Source organism: Pseudothermotoga sp. U03pept, from assembly GCF_051235805.1.
GTDB lineage: Bacteria > Thermotogota > Thermotogae > Thermotogales > DSM-5069 > Pseudothermotoga_B.
This window is the reverse complement of record NZ_JBPNXV010000001.1, coordinates 713,186-737,046: the sequence shown is the minus strand read 5'-3', so window position 1 is coordinate 737,046 and position 23,861 is coordinate 713,186. Positions and strand designations below refer to the sequence as shown.

Sequence of the window (23,861 nt, the reverse complement as noted above, 5' to 3'; positions counted from 1 at the left end):
AGGGGGCGTATGCCCCCTCTGACTTTGGAGGATCTGACGTGGAAAAGGCCGTTGAAATGATTCAGATTGTCAAACAGTTCCCGGGAGTACTCGCAAATGATCATGTAGACTTAACTGTTTTCAAAGGAGAAATTCATGCAATAGTTGGTGAAAATGGTGCTGGGAAAACCACTTTGATGAACCAGCTCTATGGTTTGTTGAAACCAGACTCTGGTGAAATAAGAATCTTTGAACAAAAGGTCTCTTTCAAAGGACCTCGTGACGCTATAGCTAAAGGAATAGGTATGGTACATCAGCACTTCATGTTGGTGAACAATCTCACAGTTGCAGAAAATGTCGTACTCGGTTCAGAAACAACTAAGGGTATTGTCTTCGATGCAAGAGAGGCTCGCACAAAAGTTGAACAACTTTCTAAATCCTATGGTTTGTACGTTGATCCAACGGCAAAGATAGAAGATTTACCGGTTGGCATGCAGCAGCGTGTAGAGATAATCAAAACGCTTTACAGAGGTGCAGAGGTTTTAATACTCGATGAACCAACGGCTGTACTGACACCACAGGAGACTCAAGAGCTGTTTTACATACTGAGAAAACTCAAAGACGATGGGAAGACCATAATATTCATTTCACATAAACTGAATGAAGTCATGGAAATAAGCGACAGAATAACCGTTATGAGACAAGGAAGAGTCACAGGGGTACTGAATAAGAACCAAACAGATGTCAGGCAAATCGCAAGGCTCATGGTGGGCAGAGAGATAGTCTTCACTGTTCAGAAACCTCCAGCAACACCTTCCGAAGTGGTACTCAAGGTTGAAAATCTGTGGGTGAAAGATTACAGAAAACTTGATGCTGTGAAAGGTGTGAGTTTTCAAGTTAGAAAAGGAGAGATATATGGAATAGCTGGAGTGGCGGGGAATGGACAGTCAGAGTTGGTCGAAGCCCTCACTGGCTTGAGAAAGCCTGAAAAAGGCAAGATAGTTCTCTTAGGTGAGGACGTCACAAACAAGAGTGTTAGAGAGCTTCGTGAAAGAGGTATGGCTCATATCCCGGAAGACAGACACAAATATGGTTTGATTCTACAGTACCCAGCTTATTACAACATGATCTTGGGGCGACATTACGTAAAACCCTTTGCAAGGGATGATTTTCTCGATCATAAGAGTATATACGACTTCACAACTAAGGTTTTCTCGCAATTTGATGTCAGACCAAAGGACATCAAGATGCTGGGAATGAATTTTTCTGGTGGCAACCAGCAAAAACTTGTTGTTGCCCGCGAAATGAGTGCACAGCCGAAGTTGATCGTCGTTTCTCAGCCAACCCGTGGACTCGATGTCGGTGCAATCGAGTTCATTCACAAAACTCTTATAGAGTTGCGCGATTCAGGGGTTGCGATACTGCTCGTTTCGATGGAGCTCGATGAAATAATGTCACTCAGCGATCGAATTGCCGTCATGTACAGTGGACAGATCATGGGGGAGGTCAACCCACAGGAGGTAACTGTTGAAGAAATAGGTTTGATGATGGCTGGACATAAATTCGAAGAAATCAGGAGGGTGTAAAGATTGAATAGTAGGCTCTGGGCTTTTATCGTACCAGTTGTTTCGGTCATAATAGCTTTACTGATATCTTCTGTAGTGATACTTCTGATCGGGCAAAACCCACTTGTGGCTTATGCTGCGCTCTTCAGAGGCGCCTTTGGTTCAAAGTTGGCAGTAGCTTCAACGATAATAAAAACGACACCTTTGATACTCACAGGTCTTGCGGTTGGCTTTGGCTTCAGAGCAGGATTGTTCAACATAGGTGCCGAAGGTCAGATGGTCATGGGTGCAATGATTGCAACCGCATTTGCGATAAACATCTCTTGGATGCCAGCAGCCTTAGCCATTCCACTCACGATGATTGTGGGAATGACTGCTGGAGCAGGTTACGCGGCAATCGCTGGGGTTCTGAAGGCGAAGACCGGTGCACACGAAGTTGTCACTACAATCATGTTGAACTGGATTGCCGAACATCTATCGAGTTACGTTGTAGCGGTGCCAATGGGTGTTGGCTTTGGAACACCGAAAAGTCCTGAAATAGCCAATTCTGCAAAACTCCCTCCTTTGATGACCGTTCAAGCTACCGAGCTGACCTCTGGAATCATTATTGCTGTGATAGCCGCCGTCGTCATCTATGTATTACTGGAAAAAACTACAAAAGGCTATGAACTCAAAGGAACAGGCTTTAACCCTTATGCCGCTGAGTACGGCGGAATCAAGATATCACAGAACATAGTGCTCGCGATGGCGATAAGCGGTGCACTTGCAGGATTGGCAGGAACCTTAGAAGTTACTGGAGTACATCACCGTTTCCTCGGGACACTCTCTGGCGGTAAGGGATTTGATGGGATTTCGATCGCTCTGATTGGACAGAATAATCCCATAGGTATAATCTTTGCGGCACTCTTGATGGGAGCTCTGAGGACAGGATCTAACGAGATGCAGTTCGTTGGGGTACCAAAGCATATAATTCTGATAGTACAGGCAATTGTCATATTCCTGGTTGCTGCAGACAGAATAGTCAGAACGATACTGATAAGAAAAAAGAAGGTGAAAGCCTCATGAGAGTCCTCACAGCCGTTTTGGAGATCTTCACTAACCCAGCTTTTTACAAATTGACTTTGACGGCAGCAACACCCTTTATCTTCGCATCGCTCGGAGGTGTTTTCAGCGAGACAACAGGTGTTGTTAACATAGCGCTTGAGGGAATTATGTTGATGGGAGCCTTTGTTTCAATCGTCTTCACCTGGATTACTGGAAACCCGTGGATCGGTCTTTTCTTTGCAGTCATAACTGGACTCGGTATGGCTTGGTTGCACGCATGGGCGAGTATAAAGTGGAGGGGAAATCAGATAGTTTCAGGCACTGCGTTGATCTTACTCGCTCAGGGTGTGACAGGCTTTTTGATGGAACCGATCTTTGGCAGACCTGGACAAACAGATATAGTTGGAAAGATACCTGAGCTGCGCATACCGTTCTTGATGAAAAACAAATTCCTCGCTCAGTCGATAGGTGAACTCAGTCCGATGATATACATGGCATTCGGTTGTGTCGTCTTGGCTTGGTTCATCATTTATAAAACAAAGCTCGGTTTGAGAATGCGAGCGGTCGGAGAAAACCCTGAAGCTGCTGACACATTAGGTGTGAACGTGTACATGATAAGGTATTTTGGCGTCTTGATGAGCGGAGTCATGGCTTCTCTTGGAGGAGCCTTTTTGAGTGTGGGAGAGGTAGGGAACTTCAGAGAATTGATGACCGGTGGTCGTGGGTTCATCGCCTTGGCAGCGATGATCTTGGGAAATTGGAATCCTGTGGGAGCAATGTGGGCAAGCCTGCTCTTTGGTTTTTCAGAAGCCTTTGCCAACCAACTTCAGAGTAGTTCTACACTACACGTAGCCTCTTCGACTAAACCGTTGTTCAACATGTTTCCTTTCGTAGTCACATTGATAGTCATTGCCGGGTTCATAGGTAGAACTCGTCCACCAGCTGCAGATGGTATACCATATGAAAAGTGAGGTGATTTCATGAAAAAGGTGTTGATACTTCTTGGTATAGCTGTGGTCTGCACCGCTTTTGCAACTGAATGGATCATCGGTGGTGGTGTGACCTTTCTGAACATAAGCGGTTGGAACATATCAACGGGATTACTTGACAGTTCTTATTCGATCGAAGCAGGCTTCGACTTTGACATTGGCAGAACTATCGAAGGAACTACGACAAATCTGTATAATCTTGAAATGCTCGGGAAAGTACCTCTTTACAGAATAGAAGGCCTGGCATTTGGTCCTGCTCTTTCCCTGATGTACGGAAACTTTCCCATAAACTCTGCCACTGATACAAGCTGGAAAACCACTTTCTCCGCTGGTATATTTGGACAATATGAATTTGAGAACATCTCTTTCTCTTTCGGATTTCTTTACCCATTTGTGGATGATTTCGACTTCACGAGGGCGATCTACGCAGCCGCGAAATTCTTCATACAACCTCCTGAAGGCAGAAAGTTCATCGACAAACTCTTCGTTGGAGTTGATTTCTTGAGTGGCAGGATAAGACTCATGATTGGTTTGGCTGAGCCTTTCTGATTCCTTCGAATCGGATTTTGTCTTTGGGATTTACCTTTTCAACAAAACTCACTTGCTTCTCGTTGAGGAAGATCTTGTAGTCCAAGAGATCCTTTGTGTTCAGATTAACCTTTGCAAGAACATCTGCTATTATTGGTTGCCAAGATGTGTACTCGATCTTCATCTCTTCTGAAAGTTCTGTTTCACTGGAAAGATACTGTTCGTTCACAAAGACCAAGTTGTTCATCGGTTTCAAAACGATTTCTTGATCGTTGAAAAAAACAGTGATCGGTTCAGATTTCGGCAAAACGTGTTTTATCTTAGTACTCTCACCTTCGAAGACATATTTTTTCTTTTGATCATCTTCAACGATCTTTACAAAATGGAGAGAAATCTTCTGAGCAATCTTTTTTTCTCCGTTGATGAAATAACTGATCTGTCCGGTTTTTTCCTCGACAGTCTTTTTGATCTCATCGGGTTCTGGATACTTGATGATTATTTTATCGCCGTCTGCTATCTGCCGATCAAGATCCTTCACCAACTCGTTGTTTACAAAAACTTCTGGCAAAAGTTCGAAGAACTCTTCACCGTTCACTTCAACAGAGAGCTTTTTCACAAAATCTGAGAGTTTGGGGATCAAAGGTTCTTCTGAGTCGTTTTTTTCTACAACGATCTCGTCGCCATCTCTGATGACATGATGTAATGGTACTTGTGTTCCGTTTACAAAGGCTTTCATGCCACCAAGAATCTTGCCAGAGATGGTGTGTTCTTTGCCGTTGATCTGGAAGGTGATAGAAGGTTGCGGTGTTCCTAAAATCTCTGTGAATTTGAAACCTTTTTGAATCAGAAGCCTCAAAATAGTCTGGTTTTGGCCCACTTTGAGTAACTGAATCCTTTCACCGTTCAAGGTGATCGTGTCGTATATGCTTCCAGAGCTATAGGCACTGGCATATGCTATGCCGGTAAGAGTGACAAATTCGCTGCCAGTGAAATCTTCTCTGAGGCTTTTGATCTTTGGCAGATCTTCGACGTTCTTCAACGTAACTCTCTCTATTGGGAGCTCAAGAGCACGTGCGAGTTCACCGCGCAAACACTCGAGCTTAGCACCTCCACCAACGAGGAAAAGTGCACTGGGCTTCCCGAGATTCAACTGCTTGATCTTCTCGGCGATGTTGTTCGCAATGAGTTCAATGGTGGGTGAGATTGCCTTTAGAACAGATGAACTTTGCACAGTTGTCTTTCTACCCGTCACATCGGCTACCTCAATGGTCACATTATCATCAATTGATCTTTTCACCCTTTCGGCTGCAAGAAAATCGAGTAGATATGTTTGGGCTATTACCTCGGTGATCTCGTCTCCAGCCATTGGAACCATCTCATACCCGACGATAACTCCACCCTTGGCAAGTGCGATATCACTCGTTCCGGCTCCGATATCCACAACTCCAATATTGAGAATTCTCAGATCCTCTGGTATCGCTACCTGCAAGACTGCCATCGGTTCGAGAGTTAGAAAAGATGGCCTTAGACCAGCTCTGTGTAGTGAAGCAATCATCGCATTGACCACCTGCACCGGCAAGAGTGCGGCGACCAAACGAACGTATAACTTTCTCCCTCTGTGCCCGATGAGATTCTTCATCCAGAAGCCATCAAGCTTGTATTCGATCACCGAATAACCAGCGCAGTGGAGTTCTGAACCACCTTCATCGCTCAGCGGGATCTGAGAAATAGCCTTCATCTCGAGTTCTTTCACGGTTCTCTCATCGATCACATCTCCTGAAAACTCTGTCTCTGCTTCGAGAACAACTGTTTTGAGAAATCTACCAGCTACTGCAACCGCAACTTCGTTCAGTTTCAGTTCATTTCTTTCTTCGAGTCTCTTTTTCACTTCTTCTACAACCAAAGCCACACTTTTTATATCGTGTATTTGACCATCGAGCATACTGCGCACAGGGTGTTCGATCATTTCAAAATCGACTACGTTCAACAGATCGTTATCGATATAGCCTATCAAACCTGCAACTTTTCTTGTGCCAACATCAAGTGCGAAGATCAAATTCACACCTCCACGACGGTTACGCCGGTGCCCCCTTCATTCGAAGTGCCGAATCGATATTTCTTGACTCTGCTATCACGTCTGAGTATCTCCCAAATTCCAACAGCCAATCTGCCAGTTCCCTTACCGTGGATCACGTAACCTATTTTGAAATCAGACAAAACTAATTTGTCGATGAAATCTTCTATGAGTGGCTCAGCCTCATCGACAGTAAGCCCACGTACATCTATCTCTGGTTTGCCTAAGGTGCTGTACACCGTGTGGAAATCAACCTGCGGTTGTTCTTTCTTCTCTACAGAGACTTTTATCAAAGTGCGTGGTTCTGCTTCTAACTTAATCCCACTGAAATCCACGATAAATCTCGTTCCTTTGGTAGCAACTATTCTGCCAACGGCTTCTCCATTTCTCAGTCTGACTGTGTCTCCCACTTCGAGTATTTGAGCAGGCAGAGATGATTCGTCGTTCATTTTGATTTCACGAACTGTTTTAGATTGTCTCTCAAAGACCTTTGCAGCCGCCTTGAGTGTTTCTAAGTCTTGGCTTCTTTTCTTCACACTACTAATCGTTTCATCGATCTGTTTCTTCATTTCCTTGATTTCGGCGTACATCTTTTTCAATTCATCATCGAGTTCTTCGATTCTCTTTCTCTTGAGTTCTTCGTATTTGTGTTCGTATTCTGCTCTGATCTGCGCTATCTTTTTCCTTTCATTTTCAAGTTCTTCGATCTTTTCTCGCAAAAGAGCACTTTGCTCTTGATACCTCTGAATTGTTTTTTCCACATCCACGTATTCTTGACCTATGAACCTTTGAGCGGTTTCTAATACTGATTCGTCCATTCCAAGTTTTCTCGCTATCTCGAAGGCATGAGAAGCACCTGGTACACCCATCAAAATACGGAAAGTTGGTTTGAGCGTCTGAGGATCGAATTCTACAGAAGCAGTAGCCAGTTTCTCATCACTTGCAGCATGAATCTTTATCGGTGTGAGATGGGTGGTCACAACGAACTTGCAACAAGAATCTTTAAGTTTTTGTATCACCGCAAGAGCCAAAGCAGCACCTTCGACTGGATCAGTACCTGAACCAAGTTCATCGAGTAGAACAAGGGTTTTTTCGTCAGCCAGTTCTAAGGCTTTCACTATATTGGTCACATGTGAAGAAAAGGTGCTCAGACTCTGTCTGATATCTTGCTCATCACCAACATCGATTACTATCTTCGAAAAAGAAGGTAGCACGGAATTTTCATCGCACGGCAAAGGAAAACCAGCCATCATCATACAGCAGAAAAGTCCGACGGTCTTCAGTGATACAGTTTTACCACCGGTGTTGGGACCGGTGAGTACTAAGCCGAACTTATCCTTTGGCAGAAAGATATCGACTGGCACAACCTTTTCCTTGTCTATTAAAGGATGTCGAGCCACCATCAACTTTATCTCCATTTCTTCCGAAGGATAAATCACATGCGCGTTATAGCGACGTGCAAAAATACCCCTGGCATGCAGAGTATCAAGATGAGCCAAGATCTGTATATCCTGCTCGATCTTTTCAAGGCGTTCAAATACTTTGAACGTAAGGGCTCTCAGAATTCTGTTGATCTCTTCTTGTTCTTGCTCCCTCAACTCTCTCAAAGTGTTGTTCACTGGAACAAACTCCTCTGGTTCAATGAAATAAGTCGCAGCTGAAGAAGAAACCGAATGGACAATACCCTTGACCTGTGATCTGTGTGTTGCCTTTACTGGAAAGACTTGTCTGCCGTCTCTTAAGGTTGCAACCGGTTCTTGAAGGTATACTCTGTTCAAGTTGACAAAACTCTCAGCCTTTCTTCTGAGTTGTTCCAAAGTGTGCCTGTACTCTATTCTCAACTGCTTCAGTCTCTCCGAAGCGCTGTCTCTCACTGAGCCATCCTCACCAATACATCTGTGTATATCACTGACGATCTCATCGTAGACAGAAAGTGGTTTAACGAGTTCTTTAATTGATGGACTCTGCTCGAGGCCTGCCACGTTCTTTTTGATTGTTTTGATTGTTAAAAGTGCACTTGAGACCTTCAAGAGTTCTTCTGCGTCAAGAACTTTGCCATCTCTTATTTTCTGCAGTATCTCTTCAACATCGATCGAGGAAAAATTCGATGGAATAATCTCTTGCCCACTCTCGAGCACCCTGATAATCTCATCGAGCATCTCGAGTTCACGATGAGGGTTATCTGTGGGCAGAAGTTTTCTCAGAAAACTCTTCCCAGTTGAACTGAAAACAAATTGCTGAACTAAACCGACAACTTTATCAAAATCAAGCCTTTCAAGAGTATAAACCTCTATTTTCGAGACACCTCCAACTACCATTTTATAGGATAAACCAAAGGATCATTCGATTACCTGCATTGAACTCTCGAAGTCTTTGGAATCAGAACCAGAATACACTCTCACCGTCAACTTGTAAACCCCTGCTTGCGTAATTGCTGGACTATTCCACGGAAGAAACTTGAATATCTCATACTGTGAGTAAGGATCAAGCCACATTCTAACAGATTTCTTTTGATAACTCAGCGAGGATGGTGGTAAGGCTACATCTATCTGGTCTATGAAAAAAAACAGATCTTTGTTCGTGGTGTTCTGTAGATATACTGAAAAAGCCGGCAGATTCCTGATATTCACCTGTTTTGGAAGATCTGAGTAAATCTTCACCTTTTTTAAATCCTTTTCGTATTCATTGGTACAGATGACTGGAAGAGAAAGGGAAACCAACGAATTGTTCACAGAACATTGAACAGTGAGCACAAAACGCCCTTGATTCTGAAAAGAATGATTTATCTGATCTGCGATTTTCACATCTTTGCCTATACCGACCTCCGAATATTTCAACTGTACAGGAAGTTCCTGCTGCCAAACGGTTTTATCACTCTCTTTCAAGGACAATTTCAGAGACTGTATGTTCAAATCTCTAACAGTTGCGGTGTTGTTCACAAGGTATATCACTAAGTTCATGGTCTCACCTGGGAGATAGAAATCGAGCAGTCCATCGACTACGAGTTGGTATTTCTCAACACTGGTGAATGATTTTTGCGCAAAGATTTCCTCATTGTCGACCTTTAACTTGACGATTACCGTGTATTCACCAGATTTCAAAGAGGTCAACTCAGCTTCCTTTCGCAGATCGAAGAGAAGCCGACTCGAAAACGAATCTAATGTTGCTCTAACGGTATCTTTCTGAAAAAAACTGTAAACGACACCTTCGCTTCCAGAAATTTGCAGGCTGAAATCTGAAAGAACAACTTCTCTGGATTTGTTTCGATTGCTGTAAAGTCGAACTTTGACATCCAACGGCACACCGGAGGTATAAGGGCTTTCAACCTGAATGATGAGTTGGTTCATCTCTGATTTCTGTGAAGGAAACTGCGAATAGTACATCCTTAAGCCGAAAAAGAATATCAGCACAATAGCTATGTTCAAAAGCAAAAAATACATTCCTTGTCTTCTGTGTGATCGAGTCTTTTCCCGCTCGCGTTGCAAGAAGTTTTCTTCCTTTTTCTTCCATTCTTCTGGATCCTTTGAAAGATATTTCATAGTCCAGTGGTCACCCTGAGGACTTCATCAAAGGAAGTAATGCCTTTGAGTACCTTCTCAAAACCATCTATGAACATAGGGCGCATGCCCTTTTGCAGGGCTAAATCGTAGATCTCTCTCTCCCCGCCACCTGCAACTATCAATTCTCTTATATCGCGGTTCACTATAAGAACTTCTCCGACCGCTACACGCCCTTTGTAACCACTGCCTCCACACTCTTGACAACCATTACCAGCGGTGTACTCAACAGGGTCAATCTCAGGAAAGGCAGATTTCCATAGTTCCGAATACTCTTTTCTCAATTCTGCTTTGACTCTGCAGTTTTCACACAGTTTTCTGACAAGTCTTTGACTTATCACACCTATCAGTGATGTACTGATCATATGTCTGTCTATTCCCATGTTCACCATTCTATCTATCGCGGCTGCAGCACTGTTGGTGTGCAAAGTGCTCAAAACAAGATGTCCTGTAAGAGAGGCTTCTATGGCAAGACTTGCTGTTTCTTTGTCCCTCATCTCGCCAATCATTATTACATCTGGGTCTTGTCTTAAGAAAGACCTCAAATACCTGGCGAAGGTCAGACCTATCTCTGGATTGACCTGGCACTGAGTAATGCCATCGACTGTGTATTCCACTGGGTCTTCAGCCGTTATTATGTTTATCGTTATATCCTTTAATTTGTTTATCATGGCGACCAAGGTTGTAGACTTTCCACTACCAGTTGGCCCCGTTATGAGAATGATTCCATTTGGTCTTCTCAAAAGATCTGAAATTCTCTTGTAGTTGAAATCACTGAAACCGAGTTCCTCGAGTTGCTTGTATGCACCTGAAACTTTGAGAATTCTCAGCACAATCTTTTCACCGTGTACCGATGGCATTGTAGAAACACGAAAATCGTATTGTTCACCTTGAATATTCATGTAAAACTTGCCGTCTTGAGGCAGTCTTTTCTCTGAAATATCAAGGCTTGACATGATCTTTATTCTTGTGACAACAGCACTGTGTTGCGTCTTAGAATAATCTGTGATCTTTCTGAGCAGACCATCCACTCTGTAGCGTACGCGCACGTAATTCCTAAAAGGTTCGATGTGAATATCGCTCGCTTCCATCTGCACAGCTCGTTGGATTATCGCATTAACCATTCTCACAACCGGTGCCTCTACCTCGGCGAGAACCTCTTCCGTTTCCTCTTCTGAAATTGGTTCGATTTGTTCTACAGGCATTTCTTCAGCTAATGCCATTGGTGCACCCTGAATGTGTTGTGCGTACATGAATGCAAAGGTAGTTGGTGTAACAAGAAAAATCTGAGGGTCTTTTCCAGTGAGAAACTTGATTTCACTCGTTATACGGGAAAGATTGTAAACACTGTCTGTTATCACAACGAGTTTGTCGTCTCGTCTGTCAATTGGTATAACTCTTAGTTCTTCGATCATCGCCTTTGGAATACTCCTGAGCACATCAACCGGTACTGTTCTGGGCAAATCTTTCAGGACGGGAACATTGTACTGTTCGCTCAAAGCTTCAGTAATCTGCTCCCAAGTGATCAAACCCATTTCGACCAAAATCTCACCTAAGGCTTTTCTGTCCTTTCGCTGTTGCTCTAAAGCCTTTGTCAATTCATCTTGGGTCACAAGACCCTTTTCGATCAAAATCTCACCGAGTCTTCGATAACGAGGCTTCTCAAACACCACTTATATCCTCCAAGCCCAACCTGTAGACGGCAGGAATCTCACTCTCTGGGAACAGATAACTGTCTTCTTCATCAAAACCTGTTGCTATCAGTGTCACGCGCATCTCATCTTGAGCAAGCTCTTCATCGATTATCAAGCCAAATTTGACATCGGCGTCTTCGCTACAACTCTGTCGAATTATGGCGGCAGCCGCATGCATCTCGCGGAGTTGAACGGTCCTTGGAGCAGAGATATTCAGGATGATTGCCCCGGCGTTCTCCACAGGGCGGTCCATCAGTTTGCTTTCCATTGCTTTCTTCGCTGCCTCGATTGCCCTGTTGGCACCCTTACCTATGCCTATACCGAGCATCGCTGCTCCGGCATTCCTCATAACTGATTCAACATCCGCAAAGTCAAGGTTGATATATCCTCTTTTAGTGATCAGCTCTGATATACCTTTGACACCCTGATGTAGTGTTTCATCTGCCTTCAGAAAAGCATTCACTACCGTCACATCTGGTGGAAGTTCCTCAAGCAATTTGTTGTTCGATATCCTTATGAGTGTGTCAACACTCTTTCTGAGCTTCTTCAAACCTTCTATTGCGGCATTCCATCTTTCTTTTCCCTCGAAGTAAAATGGGGTGGTTATGACTGCAACCGTTAAAACTCCCATACTCTTTGCGATCTCGGCGATCACCGGCGTAGCGCCAGTACCTGTGCCACCCCCAAAACCTGCCGTTATGAATAACATATCGGTGTCCTGCAACATCTGTTCGAGCTCTTCACGACTCTCTTGAGCTGCTTCTTCACCAGTTTTTGGATCTCCTCCAGCCCCAAGGCCTCTTGTCCTCTTTTCACCAATCTGTATCTTGATGTCCGCTTTATTCTCTTCCAAAACCTGTACATCTGTGTTGACCGCAATAAAGGTGACATCTCTTATACCCATCTCTACCATTCTATTTATGGCGTTATTACCAGCACCGCCTACACCTACAACCTTTATCACAGGCACTCTCTTTTTCGTGAATTTCTCTTGATTGTTAGTTCTTGATTTTCCAAGTTCGAAAGGCATCATCATCTACCTCCCTGGAGCTACCAGAGATTCTTGAACAATTCAACAAGTCGCTTGAAGAAACCTTCATTTGATTCACGTTGTATTCTTTGCTCCATTTTTGAGCCACTTTCGAGCAAAGAAATAAAACCCCCAAGTGCTGGAGCATACACTGGATCGTCTAAAACATCATCTGAATCTTTTATGGGAACATTAGCAGAAGTATTATAGGTTCCCACTCGGACAGGACTCTTGAAAACATCTAAAGCCAGGTCAAGCAATCTCAAAACCTTGGCACCACCACCTATGAGTACTATACCACCAGGTAGTCCTCTTGGAGAAAACTCGGGCATTGTTGAACAAAATTCTCTATAAAAGCGTTTTACCTTGTTCAAAATCTCTCTCAGGCGTGCATGTATAACCTTTGCCAGATCGTCCTTTGTAATACTCTTAGCAGATCTTCCATCGAGTCCTTTGAAATCTATAGACTGCTGCACATAACTCGACTCACCGTAGACGGCACTTCCATGGGTTACCAAGAGCCTTTCTGCCTCTTCAAGTGACGTGCTGAAGACTATTGAAATATCTTTGATCACGTGCTTCATACCCAGAGGTATTGTCTCAAGTCTCACAGGAACACCCATTGAATAGATTACAACCGCTGTACTGGAATAACCAAGTTCGACGACACAAACTCCGTTTTCCTTCTCTGTATCAGTCAGAACACTCTCTGCACCAAGAACAGTCGACGATGCGAAGTCAAAATCTTCGGGGAGAACATCTTGCAAGAACTCTAAAAGAGAGCTCGTAGATCTATCGAATGCAACAACTGCTAACTCAACCTCAAGGTGATTCGCCGGCATTCCAATGGGGTTAAAAACAGCCTTTGTTCTGTCTATCGTGTACTTCTTTGGATAGATGTGCAACGCTTGACAATTGCTTCCAAGACTGTCGACAGCAGATTGCTTCAGATTTTCAACGGTCGCTTCGTCAACTGGCTTTCTTTCGCCTTCTGACACAGTTAGGTCTTTTTTCAACTCTTGGAGGATGAACTTTCCACAACTTGAAGACACAACAATATTAGAACGCCCGACGTTGACGGTCTCAGACATCTGCTCCATCACCTGGTTCAAAACTTCTCTCAACGAAATTGCATCTTTCACATCTCCGCCGTCTATTCCACGCGTTCTCAGTTCAGAACGTTCGAGTAACTCATAACCCTCGGCAGTTTTAGAGACAACCAAACTCTTGATTGAATGAGAACCAATGTCAATCGCGATATAAGTTTCACCTTTCCTCACCGCCACCACCTCTGATCTTATAGACGAGTCCAACAGACGTCAGAAAATACTCTGCCTTAGGTTCCATTGTGAAGATCAAATTCTCAAGTTTTGAGACATGCCTGACCAGATCCTTCCAGTCACTGAGATATAACAAAATACCCTTCAACAAAATTGCACATCTTTCATTCAATCTTACCTCTGCCACGTATGGATTGTCTAATACATCTTTCAATTGGTGAAGAGCTTCAAGGGATTCTCTACTCAGCGATAAACTTTCAGCCTTCACTCCACTGACAACTGCCTTTTTTAAAATATCACTCGATGTCGCTACAGACAGAAACTTGCCATTCTCTGATACCCACCACACCCTCCCTTTGTAGGATACAAGATAAAATGGAACAAGGTCTTCGTGTTTATCAGAAAACTTTGGCAGATACTCAAGCACACTGAACGAGAAAAATAGAATCAGAAATGCCCCCACGAAAATTATAGCTTTACTCGAATTATACATCCAAATATGTCACCTTCAGAGCATGTTTTTCTATGAATGTTCTTCTCTCCGATGGGCTTTCTCCCATCAGTATGCTGAAAAGTCTGTCTGCCTCTTCGGCATTTTCTATGTTAACTTGTATTAACTTTCTCGTCTGTGGGTTCATAGTAGTTTCCCAAAGCTGTTCGGGATTCATTTCACCAAGCCCTTTGTATCTTTGAACCTCTATCTTTCTCGTTTCACCGAGCTCTTTTCTCAAAGCTTTGAAATCATCCTCAGTGTACAAATAGACTGAATTGGAAGAAAAATCTACTTTGTATAGAGGAGGCATGGCGATATATATCTTGCCATCTTCTATCAGCTCTTTCATATATCTGAAGAAAAACGTCAAAAGCAAAGTTCTGATATGGGCTCCGTCTACATCGGCATCAGTCATGATTATGATCTTTCCATAACGCAACTTGGAAAGATCGAAGTGTTCACCAATACCAGTGCCTATTGCCACTACGATGTTCTTGATTTCCTCGTTGGACAACAGTTTCTGGATCGAAGATTTTTCAACATTCAAAATCTTTCCCCTCAATGGCAGAATTGCTTGATATTCCCTGTCGCGTGCCTGTTTCGCAGAACCTCCTGCAGAGTCACCTTCAACAATGAAAAGTTCACACTTATCAACATCTGAAGAGACGCAGTCAGCAAGTTTTCCGGGTAAGGATGAGTTCTCCATGGCGTTCTTTCTTCGAACTAATTCTCTCGCCTTTCTTGCAGCTTCACGAGATTGCATCGTTTTTAAGACTTTATCCAGAATGATCTTCAAGGTAGATTTGTTCAGTTCGAAATACTCAGAAAGTTTGTCGCGAAGTATTTTAGAGACAGCACTACCTGCGTTCTCGCTTCCGAGTTTTGATTTTGTCTGTCCCTCAAATTCAGGATCTTTCATAAAGACGCTGATTACAGCGATCAGACCCTCACGAACATCCTCACCTTGGAATGACTCATCCTTTTTCAGAACGCCGAGCGTCCTACCGTACTCGTTCAACATCTTTGTGATAGTGTTTTTGAAAGCAGTCACATGCGTGCCATGATCTATAGTTCTGATATTGTTTGCGTATGAGTAGATTCTCTCTTCAGTGTAGGAGTCTGTGTACAAAATGGCTATTCTGACAATGATCTCTTCCCATTCTCCAGACACTTCAATGACTTCATGTAAGACTTTGTCTGCCTTCGCGAGAAACTTGGCATATTCGCGCAGTCCTCCACTGTATTGAAAGATGCTCGAGTACTCGTTTATCTTATCTTCAAAGATGATCTTCAAACCAGGGTTTAGAAAAGCAAGTTCTCTGAGTTTACTCTCGATTATGTCAGGATCGAACTCCAATGAGGAGAATATCTCTCCATCTGGTCTAAAACGCGTGACCGTACCGGTTTTATTCGTCTCACCAACGATCATTACCTCACACTGGGGCGTTCCTCTCGAATAACTCTGGTAGTACACTTTCCCTTCTCTGTGGACCCAAACTTCGAGCTTTTCAGACAGCGCGTTGACTACCGAAGCTCCAACTCCATGTAAGCCTCCACTGACTTTGTAAACATTCTTGGAAAACTTTCCACCAGCGTGTAGTGTGGTCATAACTACCTCAAGAGCGCTCTTTCCTGTCTCGGGGTGCACATCGGTTGGTATACCCCTACCGTTGTCTTCTACTTCAACAGAACCATCTTCAAAGAGTGTGACTCGTATTGTATCGCAGAATCCAGCCATTGCTTCGTCTATACTGTTATCGACAATCTCATACACAAGGTGGTGTAACCCACTCTTTCCAGTGGAACCTATGTACATTCCAGGCCTCATTCTGACTGCTTCAAGGCCCTTGAGAATTTGAATATTTTCTGCACCGTATTCAATGGTCATTGCTTACACCTCCTGAAAACAACATCTCTGATCTCTTGATCACGAAGAATTTCATTGATTCTGTCCTTGAGTTTTCTGCGCATGAAGTTTGCCTGGGTCAACCACATTTGATCATCACATTCGAAGTACAAAGTGCCATCGCGCAACTCTAAAAACCTACAATGTCTCGCAAGCGACTCACCCAGAAAGGGTTTCAAATCTGACAAGACAACTCTCAAACGCAGTTGCTCAAAGGTACTGTTTTGTCTGGACAGTGAATCAAAAATCTCGCCTATTTTTCTCATATCCAATTTTCCTCTACGGAGTTTATATATTCTTCGAATCTTTGCGATAAAAACTCACCAAGAGATTTTGAAAACATTTTCCATCCATCGAGTTCGTCAACTGGAACAATTCCCCTGCTCGTATGAGTTAGAAAAACTTCATCTGCACCATACAGTTCAGAAGGTTCAACCCAGCGTTCTTCAATGTTTATTGACAAAGAGTGGCACAAACCTATGACATTTTTTCTCGTGATTCCAGGCAGTATACCGCTGTCAAGACTGGGTGTTACAACATGGTTGCCTTTGACGATGAAAACGTTTGTAAAAGTCCCTTCGCACAACTGCCCTTTACTGCCAAGCATTAGAACATCGTAAGCGTCGCCCTTCGTTGCTTTTGCAAGCAAAATATCTGTTCTGCCAACGGCTTTCAAATCTGCTGGTGTAGCAGCTGGGTCTATCTTCCTGATTTTGCTCAGCTTCACTTTGACTTTCCCAGGTATGGGAGAAACCTTCAACTGATCCATGTAGACAACCAACTCACAGAAATCGAGCTGATAACTAAAAGCACTTATCTTCCCACGAGGCAGGAGCAACACTCTTATCGAAACATCGCTGTCGAATTGCTTCAAACCCTCCAGGATAATCTGATGGAACTGTTCATAGTTCATTGGTATCTCCATACCAAGATACTTCGCCGATACAGTTAATCTATCATAATGATACTTTCCGGCGAACAATCTGTGCTGGTATGTTCTCAGCGTCTCGTACGGTACGCCTCCATACAGCAAACCCGGTTCATCAATGGATAGAGTTGCCTCAGGCTTCTCGAGCCATTTGCCTTTCCAGACAAGCAAGTGTTGACACCACCCCTGCACCGTTTGCATACTTCGAGACAACTGTTTCGAGATTTCCAACGCGGCCGCCTGTGAACTCGTGTCTGATGTAATACTCATCGTAACCAGAGGAAATACCAGATCTATTCTGTTCAACCAAAACCTTCCTCAGTTTTCCAACGCTTTGCTCTCGATATCTCTTAGAACTTTCTTCTGCTATTAACGAGAGTTCCTTGCTTCTTCGCTCCTTCTCATCTGCTGGTATCTGATAACCCAACTTCGAGGCAGCCGTTCCTGGTCTGGTGGAGTACTTAAAGATATGTACCTTAGAGAACAATACTTTGCCGACTAACTCGAGAGTCTGTTTGAAATCACCTATTGTTTCACCAGGAAAACCGACGATGATATCCGTTGAGATTGAAAAATCTGAGTTCAGTTCTCTCAACTTAGCAAACAATCTGTAAGCGTCTTCCACAGTGTACTTTCTGTTCATCCTCTTGAGGACAGCATCTGAACCGCTTTGAAGTGGAATGTGTAGATGAGGACAAATTCTGTCAGTGTAACCAACAAGGTCTATCAGTTCATCTGTCACATCTTGAACGTTTATCGAACTCAACCTGATTCTGAAATCACCAGAAAGCTCATCTATCAAAACGCTCAACAATTTGCTTAGGCTGAATCCATTTTCAGCACCGTACTTACCTAAATTAACACCAGTTAAAACAATTTCCTTATAACCATTCTCCAAAAGTGTTCTCATCTCTGCAAGAATAGTCTCGACAGCTTTGGATCTTATCTTGAATCCCCTTGCCACAGGCACTATGCAATAAGAACAAAACTCGTTACATCCATCTTCGATCTTCACGTAAGCCCTTGTTCTGTCAGAGAGAAAACTTTCAACTGTTTCATCAACCTGGTAATTTGATTCTGAGACACTGATGAACTTCTTTTTCTCTCGAAAGTATCTTTCAGCGTGGGTTAGAAGGTCTTTTTTCTCACAGTTCCCAAGAACCAAATCTGCACCTATCTGCAGAAGACCTTCTTGTTCCAAATGTGCATAACATCCTGTGGCGATTATGAGAGCATCTGGGTTCAACTTTCTCAACCTTCGAAGAATCTGCCGTGATTTTCTTGAAGCTTCAGAGGTAACCATACAGGTGTTCAAAATACACATATCTGCCTTCGTGGGATGCGGTGAAACAACATAACCGTTTTTCTCGAGTTTCTCAATGATGTACTCAGATTCATACTGATTGACCTTGCAACCAAGGAATGTCACGTAGACCTTTTTCACTCAAAGAACTCCTTCCATTGCAGTCTTGAGAATATTCGTTCGGCTGACTATCCCGACAAGCCTACCTTGGTCGTCCACAACGGGTATGGTCTTTGCATCATGTCTGATCATCATATCTGCCACGTGGATGAGCATTGCGTTTTCATTCACTACAACAGGGGGACGTGTCATGTACTCTGAAATAGGTTTGTCCTTTATGAGAACGGCGTTTCTCAAAAATTGATTCATATCTGGTATGAACGAAGTAGATTGCAGAAGTGAAAAATAACTTGGCACAACTGCTTTGATGATATCACTTTCACTTACAAAACCAATCACGTACATGTCCTCTGTGACAACAGGTACTCCCGAGAGAAGCTGACTTGCCATTATCTTCAAGACATTTCCAACTGTCTCGTCCTTTGTCACCGCTGTGACATCGCGTGTCATCACATCGTAGACGCGCACCTATACCACCTACCGGAGTCTCTCAATTCGACATTCTTGCAAGGAACTTCTTATATCTTCATAATCGGGCATCTCCTTAGGGGGTTTCTTAGTTTTAGCCAGAGCAGCAACATATCCAAACTTTGCTACTTCGATCAACTCACAAGTTGGTTCAGAAAGTTTTTTGTAAACCATCGCTGCTACATATGCATCGCCAGCACCCAAAAGGTTTGAAATATCCACCTCGCTGGGTGTTGTTATCAACCAAACACCTTCTTTGGTTGCCACGACATTGTTCTTGACCTGATAGGAAATCACCGACAACTTGCAACCCATCTTGATCAATTCAAGTGCTGCCTGAACATAATCATCAAGCGTGAGAAGCTCTCTACCGAGAATCACGCTTTTCTCTCTGACATCGGGTCTGATCACATCAGGCGGTTGTATCTGAAGAGCCAATTTGATGTATTCATCGGTAACCTCCATAAAGACGTGCTTGTTCCTTTGTTTTGCAATCTTCGCAAATTGGCCATAGACATCTCCTTGCAGGTTCGGAGGAAGACTTCCCGAAAGAACTACAGCCTCAGCACGAGACAAATAGATCTCATATCTCTTTAAGAGAAGGTCCAAAGCGTGCTTTTCAACAATGGGACCAGGGGAGTTGATCTCCGTCAGGGTATGGTTTTTCGGGTCGATAATGGAGATATTCTCACGGGTTTCTTGATCTATATGAACAAAGCTCGTACTGATGAGTGGACTGATCTTGCTCAATTCCATCAGAAGAACACGTCCAATGTATCCCCCAAGAATACCGATGGCAGTCGACTGAACTCGCAGCTTTGCCAAAGCGACTGAAACGTTTATTCCTTTACCCCCCGGAGTCATCACTATATCTTTGTAATGTGCAACCCTGTGAAGCGCATTAACGGTGAAATCCTCGACAATAAACTCCCTATCTAAAGCCGGGTTGATAGTGACCGTAATTACCTTCAAGTTGTCACCTCTTCAAAATCAATTCTCTTGGTGCTCCTTTATACTCTATTTTACCATCTTTCATAGCAACGAAGATATCGGCAAGAGGTAAGAAGCGATTCTTATGCCTCGTACTCAGTATTACAACCCTGTCTTCTCTGAGATTGGAGAGTTCTTTGATCACGGGAACAAGTGTTTCATCGTCAACGTGGTCAAGGATGCAATCGAGTACGATTATAGAAGACTTTCTCACTATCGCAGCAAATAGGAGGATCATGATTTTTTCCATCGTGTAGAACTCTCTCAGTGGTGTTTGCATCTCTCTTCTGAGTAGTTTCAAAATACCTAATCTATCGAGTTCAGAGGAAAATTCATCCAAACTCACAGGTCTTTCTGACAAAACCAAATTTATGAACTCACGGAATCTCAAGTGGTCCAATGCTTCAACGAAGGAAGGCTCGATATAGGTTATCAGCCTTCTCAAGGTTTTCTTATCGTACATCGTTATCGATTTTCCATTTACTCTTAATTCCCCACTCCAATCTACATTGTCGTATATCTCTCTGTTCAGTCTCAAAAGAGACCTCAGAAGTGCAGATTTTCCTGCGCCTCTTGGTCCATAGACTATTGTCAGTTCACCTGCCTTGACCACAAGGTCTATGTTCTTGAGGACACTCACACCATCTATGGACATTGAAAAATCGTAGAACTCAACAGAACTACGATTCTCTATTGGGTTTACCGGGCTTTGTGTTGTCTGATCGTTCTGCGTCAAGGAGAGTCATCCTCCTTCGCATCTCTTCTTGTGCGCCTTTTTCTCCATCCTTCAACATACGAAGGAGTTCGTATTGCGACACTGTTTTTGGATTCTTCTGAATCTTTGCCATCTTCTCACTCCTTGTGTACGTTTCAGTTTTATTTTATGGTTTTTCAATTACTCTAAGTTGTAGTTAGTATTACAGGAAGTATCAATCGCGTCATCATTTGTTAAAGTATTTCAGATCAGCGATGGTATCTTTCTCGCGTTTGCCAAGGACCACTCGTAAGAGTTTCACCCACGGGGTTGAAACTTTTGTGTGATAATTGAAATGGTGGAGGTGGGAAAATGACATTTTCCGATCTTTACGTTGGTCTATCTCATGCTGAAAGGTTCGTCATAACTGAGGAAATGGTCAAAGCCTTTGCCGAGTTGACGAAAGACAAAAATCCCATTCATCTTGATGAAGATTATGCAAGATCAACCCGTTTTGGAAAGAGAATCTGCCACGGCATGCTCGTGGCATCTTTGATCTCAAAGGTACTGGGGATGGATTTTCCAGGTCCTGGAACGGTACTTATAAAACAACAGTTGAAATATCGCGCACCTGTGTACTTGGGAGAAGAAGTTGAAGTAAAGGTCAAAGTCAATGAGGTGATACCCGATAAACGTAGGTTGATACTCGACACCAACGTTGTAAAGAGCGATGGTGTAGTGGCAATTGAGGGGCTTGCAGAGGTACTTTTCGAACTATGATGCCCTATGGCCAACATTTCTTGACAGATGAAAGACCTGTGCACAAACTGCTCGATCTACTGAACGGTGCAAAGGTCAATTCAATAGTTGAGATAGGTCCAGGCAGAGGGTTCATAACCAAATTTCTCCTCAGCAGAGGGTATAAGGTTTTCGCTTATGAGATCGACGAGAGAATCGCTGACGAACTCATCAAAACCGTGAATGACGAGAAACTCCAAGTCTGTGTGAAGGATTTCTTAAAGGTGAGTCGTGAAGAACTACCAACTTTAGAATGTTGTGTGGGAAGCATACCTTATCAAATTTCATCGAAGATCGTTCAAAAACTGATCATCCTTGATTTTCAAAAAGCTATATTGATAGTTCAGAAAGAATTTGCAGACAAACTCATGGCAAAACCATCCTTGAAAAAGTACACTTTTATCTCTGCTTTGGCTCAAAGTTTCTTTGACATTGAGAGAATTTGCTTGATCTCTAAGAATTCCTTTTCCCCTGCACCAAAGGTTGATTCTGCAATGATAGTTCTCAACAGAAAAGAACAAACACCTTCAGAAACTGAATACATAACCTTTCTGCGGAGAGTTTTCAGTTCACCCAATAAAAAGATAGAAAAGGTTCTCAAGAAACTATCTCTTTTCAAAGGAAAAGTGCCAGACAAACACGTTCGTGATCTTTCAGTAGCAGAGTTGATCAAAGTGTATAAATCTTGTAGGGAGTGGTTGAATGACCAAAGCCGAACTTTTTGAAAACATTCTGAATTCAATCGTAGAAGGCATAATAATGATAGACAGTGAGGCACGAATAGTCTTTATGAACAAACAAGCTTCTCTAATTCTTGGCACCCCCCTCTCACAAGCAGTCGGCAGATATGTCGTTGATGCCATTCCCAACACACGTTTGCACATAGTCTTGAAAACTGGAGTCCCCGAAACAGATAGAATTCAACAACTTGGACACACTCAGATAATAACCAGCCGTGTCCCCATAAGGGACAGTTCGGGCAAAGTAATAGGTGCAGTAGCGATCTTCAGAGACATAACGAGTGCACAGAAGATGGCTGAAGAAGTCACTAATCTCAGGCAAATGGAAGCTCTCTTAAAAGCGATCATAGAATCAACAAGTGATGCGATATCAGTTGCCGATGAAAACGGAATCATAGTTATTGTGAACAAAGCCTATACGAAGATAACCGGCTACAGCGCGAATGAAGTGATAGGTAAACCAGCGACTGTTGACATCGCCCAAGGTGAGAGTATGCACATAAAAGTCGCAAAGACTAAACAACCTATCTATGGTGTGAGAATGCTCGTTGGTCCTGGGAAAAGAGAAGTAATAGTCGATGTCACACCTCTGTTTGTAAAAGGCGAGTTCAAGGGAAGTGTCGGAGTAATTCACGATGTCTCGGAGATAGTCAGGTTGAACCGTGAGCTCGATGAAGTCAAAAGACTGATCAGAAAAATCGGTGCACGTTACACCTTTGATGATGTCGTTGCGGAAAGCCCAAAGATGAAGATCGCTTTGACGCAAGCAATGAAGGTCGCACAAACACCTGCGACTGTTCTGTTGAGGGGTGAGAGCGGAACAGGAAAAGAACTCTTTGCACACGCAATCCACAACGCAAGTGATAGAAGAGACAGACCTTTTGTGAGTGTCAACTGCGCCGCAATACCTGAATCAATATTGGAGTCTGAGTTGTTCGGTTACACCTCTGGAGCCTTCACAGGGGCAAAGAAAGAAGGCAAGAAGGGTCTGCTCGAAGAAGCCCAACATGGTACAGTTTTTTTCGATGAAATAGGGAAGATGCCTCTTACACTGCAACCCAAATTACTCAGGTTTCTGGAAAACAGGGAGATAGTACCGGTCGGTGAGACCAAAGTGGTGAAAATCGATGCGAGGATAATAGCCGCGACGAACATGGATCTTGAGAAAATGGTTCAACAAGGCACCTTTCTGCCAGATCTCTATTTCAGGCTGAATGTATTTCCTATATTCCTTCCGCCTCTTCGAGAGAGAAAAGAGGATATACCGACATTGGTTTTGTACATAATAAAGAAATTGAATCAAGAGTACGGTAGAACCGTTGAGGGAATCTCGCCTGAAGCTCTGAGCAAGTTGATGGGTTATGACTGGCCAGGCAACGTTAGAGAACTCGAAAATGTAATAGGGCGAGCCATGATAAACATGGATCCTGAGGAAAAGGTTGTAAGAGCTCATCATCTCCCGCCTTTGAAGATCACGTACCACCCGGTGGAACTGACAGTTTCAGGCAACCTTAGAGACATGGTTTACAACTACGAAAGGAGTGTAATACTAAAAGTACTGAGTGAAAACAACTGGAATGTTCAGAAAACAGCCAAATCGCTTGGCATGAGTCTTAGAACACTGTATTATCGAATGAGAATTCTTGGCATCAGAAGACAAGGTATATAATTGAACACGACA

At 43.3% G+C, this 23,861-nt stretch carries 21 protein-coding genes; 7 read left to right on the top strand and 14 right to left on the bottom strand.

Annotated elements, in window-relative coordinates; all coding sequences use genetic code 11:
• Positions 1-38: 38 nt before the first annotated feature.
• The 4 genes from ACSFC1_RS03645 to ACSFC1_RS03630 are packed head-to-tail and all read left to right on the top strand — an operon-like array spanning position 39 to position 4,126.
• On the top strand, positions 39-1,565 hold the full coding sequence (locus tag ACSFC1_RS03645; RefSeq protein WP_435564767.1) for an ABC transporter ATP-binding protein: 1,527 nt from the start codon (positions 39-41) through the stop codon (positions 1,563-1,565).
• 3 nt (positions 1,566-1,568) lie between these two features.
• Positions 1,569-2,609, top strand: a complete 1,041-nt coding sequence (locus ACSFC1_RS03640; protein ID WP_435564766.1) for an ABC transporter permease — start codon at positions 1,569-1,571, stop codon at positions 2,607-2,609.
• Positions 2,606-3,559, top strand: coding sequence for an ABC transporter permease (locus tag ACSFC1_RS03635; protein ID WP_435564765.1), 954 nt, complete (start codon positions 2,606-2,608; stop codon positions 3,557-3,559). The genes ACSFC1_RS03640 and ACSFC1_RS03635 overlap by 4 nt, the downstream gene beginning before the upstream one ends.
• Before the next feature lie 9 nt (positions 3,560-3,568).
• A complete protein-coding gene (locus ACSFC1_RS03630) occupies positions 3,569-4,126 on the top strand; it encodes a hypothetical protein (protein ID WP_435564764.1) in 558 nt (185 codons plus the stop codon).
• Here the strand turns inward: ACSFC1_RS03630 and ACSFC1_RS03625 are convergent.
• Genes ACSFC1_RS03625 through ACSFC1_RS03560 form a run of 14 tightly spaced genes read right to left on the bottom strand, consistent with a single transcriptional unit; the run spans position 4,098 to position 20,684 of the window.
• Positions 4,098-6,167 (bottom strand): cell division protein FtsA, encoded by a 2,070-nt coding sequence (locus ACSFC1_RS03625; protein ID WP_435564763.1) that lies wholly within the window; start codon positions 6,165-6,167, stop codon positions 4,098-4,100. The two genes, ACSFC1_RS03630 and ACSFC1_RS03625, sit on opposite strands and share 29 nt — an antisense overlap.
• Positions 6,164-8,497 carry an endonuclease MutS2 gene (locus ACSFC1_RS03620; protein ID WP_435564762.1) on the bottom strand — a complete coding sequence of 778 codons (2,334 nt, stop codon included), beginning with the start codon at positions 8,495-8,497 and terminating at the stop codon, positions 6,164-6,166. Before ACSFC1_RS03620 ends, ACSFC1_RS03625 begins: the two co-directional genes overlap by 4 nt.
• A gap of 21 nt (positions 8,498-8,518) precedes the next feature.
• Positions 8,519-9,718 (bottom strand): hypothetical protein, encoded by a 1,200-nt coding sequence (locus ACSFC1_RS03615; protein WP_435564761.1) that lies wholly within the window; start codon positions 9,716-9,718, stop codon positions 8,519-8,521.
• A complete protein-coding gene (locus ACSFC1_RS03610) occupies positions 9,715-11,409 on the bottom strand; it encodes a GspE/PulE family protein (RefSeq protein WP_435564760.1) in 1,695 nt (564 codons plus the stop codon). The genes ACSFC1_RS03615 and ACSFC1_RS03610 overlap by 4 nt, the downstream gene beginning before the upstream one ends.
• Positions 11,399-12,460, bottom strand: a complete 1,062-nt coding sequence (gene ftsZ, locus ACSFC1_RS03605) for a cell division protein FtsZ (RefSeq protein WP_435564759.1) — start codon at positions 12,458-12,460, stop codon at positions 11,399-11,401. Before ftsZ ends, ACSFC1_RS03610 begins: the two co-directional genes overlap by 11 nt.
• 20 nt (positions 12,461-12,480) lie before the next feature.
• Positions 12,481-13,740, bottom strand: coding sequence for a cell division protein FtsA (gene ftsA / locus ACSFC1_RS03600; protein WP_435564758.1), 1,260 nt, complete (start codon positions 13,738-13,740; stop codon positions 12,481-12,483).
• Positions 13,727-14,233, bottom strand: a complete 507-nt coding sequence (locus ACSFC1_RS03595; RefSeq protein ID WP_435564757.1) for a DUF4894 domain-containing protein — start codon at positions 14,231-14,233, stop codon at positions 13,727-13,729. Before ACSFC1_RS03595 ends, ftsA begins: the two co-directional genes overlap by 14 nt.
• The gene (gene gyrB, locus ACSFC1_RS03590) at positions 14,226-16,121 is read right to left on the bottom strand and encodes a DNA topoisomerase (ATP-hydrolyzing) subunit B (protein WP_435564756.1); all 1,896 of its coding nucleotides are present in this window, start codon (positions 16,119-16,121) and stop codon (positions 14,226-14,228) included. The genes ACSFC1_RS03595 and gyrB overlap by 8 nt, the downstream gene beginning before the upstream one ends.
• On the bottom strand, positions 16,118-16,405 hold the full coding sequence (locus tag ACSFC1_RS03585) for a DUF721 domain-containing protein (protein ID WP_435564755.1): 288 nt from the start codon (positions 16,403-16,405) through the stop codon (positions 16,118-16,120). Before ACSFC1_RS03585 ends, gyrB begins: the two co-directional genes overlap by 4 nt.
• On the bottom strand, positions 16,402-17,238 hold the full coding sequence (locus ACSFC1_RS03580; protein ID WP_435564754.1) for an aminotransferase class IV: 837 nt from the start codon (positions 17,236-17,238) through the stop codon (positions 16,402-16,404). Before ACSFC1_RS03580 ends, ACSFC1_RS03585 begins: the two co-directional genes overlap by 4 nt.
• Complete coding sequence (gene mtaB, locus ACSFC1_RS03575; protein ID WP_435564753.1) at positions 17,201-18,511, bottom strand: tRNA (N(6)-L-threonylcarbamoyladenosine(37)-C(2))-methylthiotransferase MtaB; 1,311 nt, start codon at positions 18,509-18,511, stop codon at positions 17,201-17,203. Before mtaB ends, ACSFC1_RS03580 begins: the two co-directional genes overlap by 38 nt.
• Positions 18,512-18,958, bottom strand: coding sequence for a CBS domain-containing protein (locus tag ACSFC1_RS03570; RefSeq protein ID WP_435564752.1), 447 nt, complete (start codon positions 18,956-18,958; stop codon positions 18,512-18,514).
• Positions 18,959-18,967: 9 nt separating this feature from the next.
• A complete protein-coding gene (locus ACSFC1_RS03565) occupies positions 18,968-19,930 on the bottom strand; it encodes a 1-phosphofructokinase family hexose kinase (protein WP_435564751.1) in 963 nt (320 codons plus the stop codon).
• A 4-nt stretch (positions 19,931-19,934) separates the two neighbouring features.
• Positions 19,935-20,684 (bottom strand): ATP-binding cassette domain-containing protein, encoded by a 750-nt coding sequence (locus ACSFC1_RS03560; protein WP_435564750.1) that lies wholly within the window; start codon positions 20,682-20,684, stop codon positions 19,935-19,937.
• A 330-nt stretch (positions 20,685-21,014) separates the two neighbouring features.
• On the opposite strand from ACSFC1_RS03560, the gene ACSFC1_RS03555 reads away from it, so the two are divergent.
• Genes ACSFC1_RS03555 through ACSFC1_RS03545 form a run of 3 tightly spaced genes read left to right on the top strand, consistent with a single transcriptional unit; the run spans position 21,015 to position 23,849 of the window.
• Positions 21,015-21,422, top strand: coding sequence for a MaoC family dehydratase (locus ACSFC1_RS03555; protein ID WP_435564749.1), 408 nt, complete (start codon positions 21,015-21,017; stop codon positions 21,420-21,422).
• A complete protein-coding gene (gene rsmA / locus ACSFC1_RS03550; protein ID WP_435564748.1) occupies positions 21,419-22,165 on the top strand; it encodes a 16S rRNA (adenine(1518)-N(6)/adenine(1519)-N(6))-dimethyltransferase RsmA in 747 nt (248 codons plus the stop codon). The genes ACSFC1_RS03555 and rsmA overlap by 4 nt, the downstream gene beginning before the upstream one ends.
• Positions 22,143-23,849: a sigma 54-interacting transcriptional regulator gene (locus tag ACSFC1_RS03545; protein ID WP_435564747.1), complete on the top strand. Its 1,707-nt coding sequence runs from the start codon at positions 22,143-22,145 to the stop codon at positions 23,847-23,849. The genes rsmA and ACSFC1_RS03545 overlap by 23 nt, the downstream gene beginning before the upstream one ends.
• The last annotated feature ends 12 nt before the right edge of the window (positions 23,850-23,861 follow it).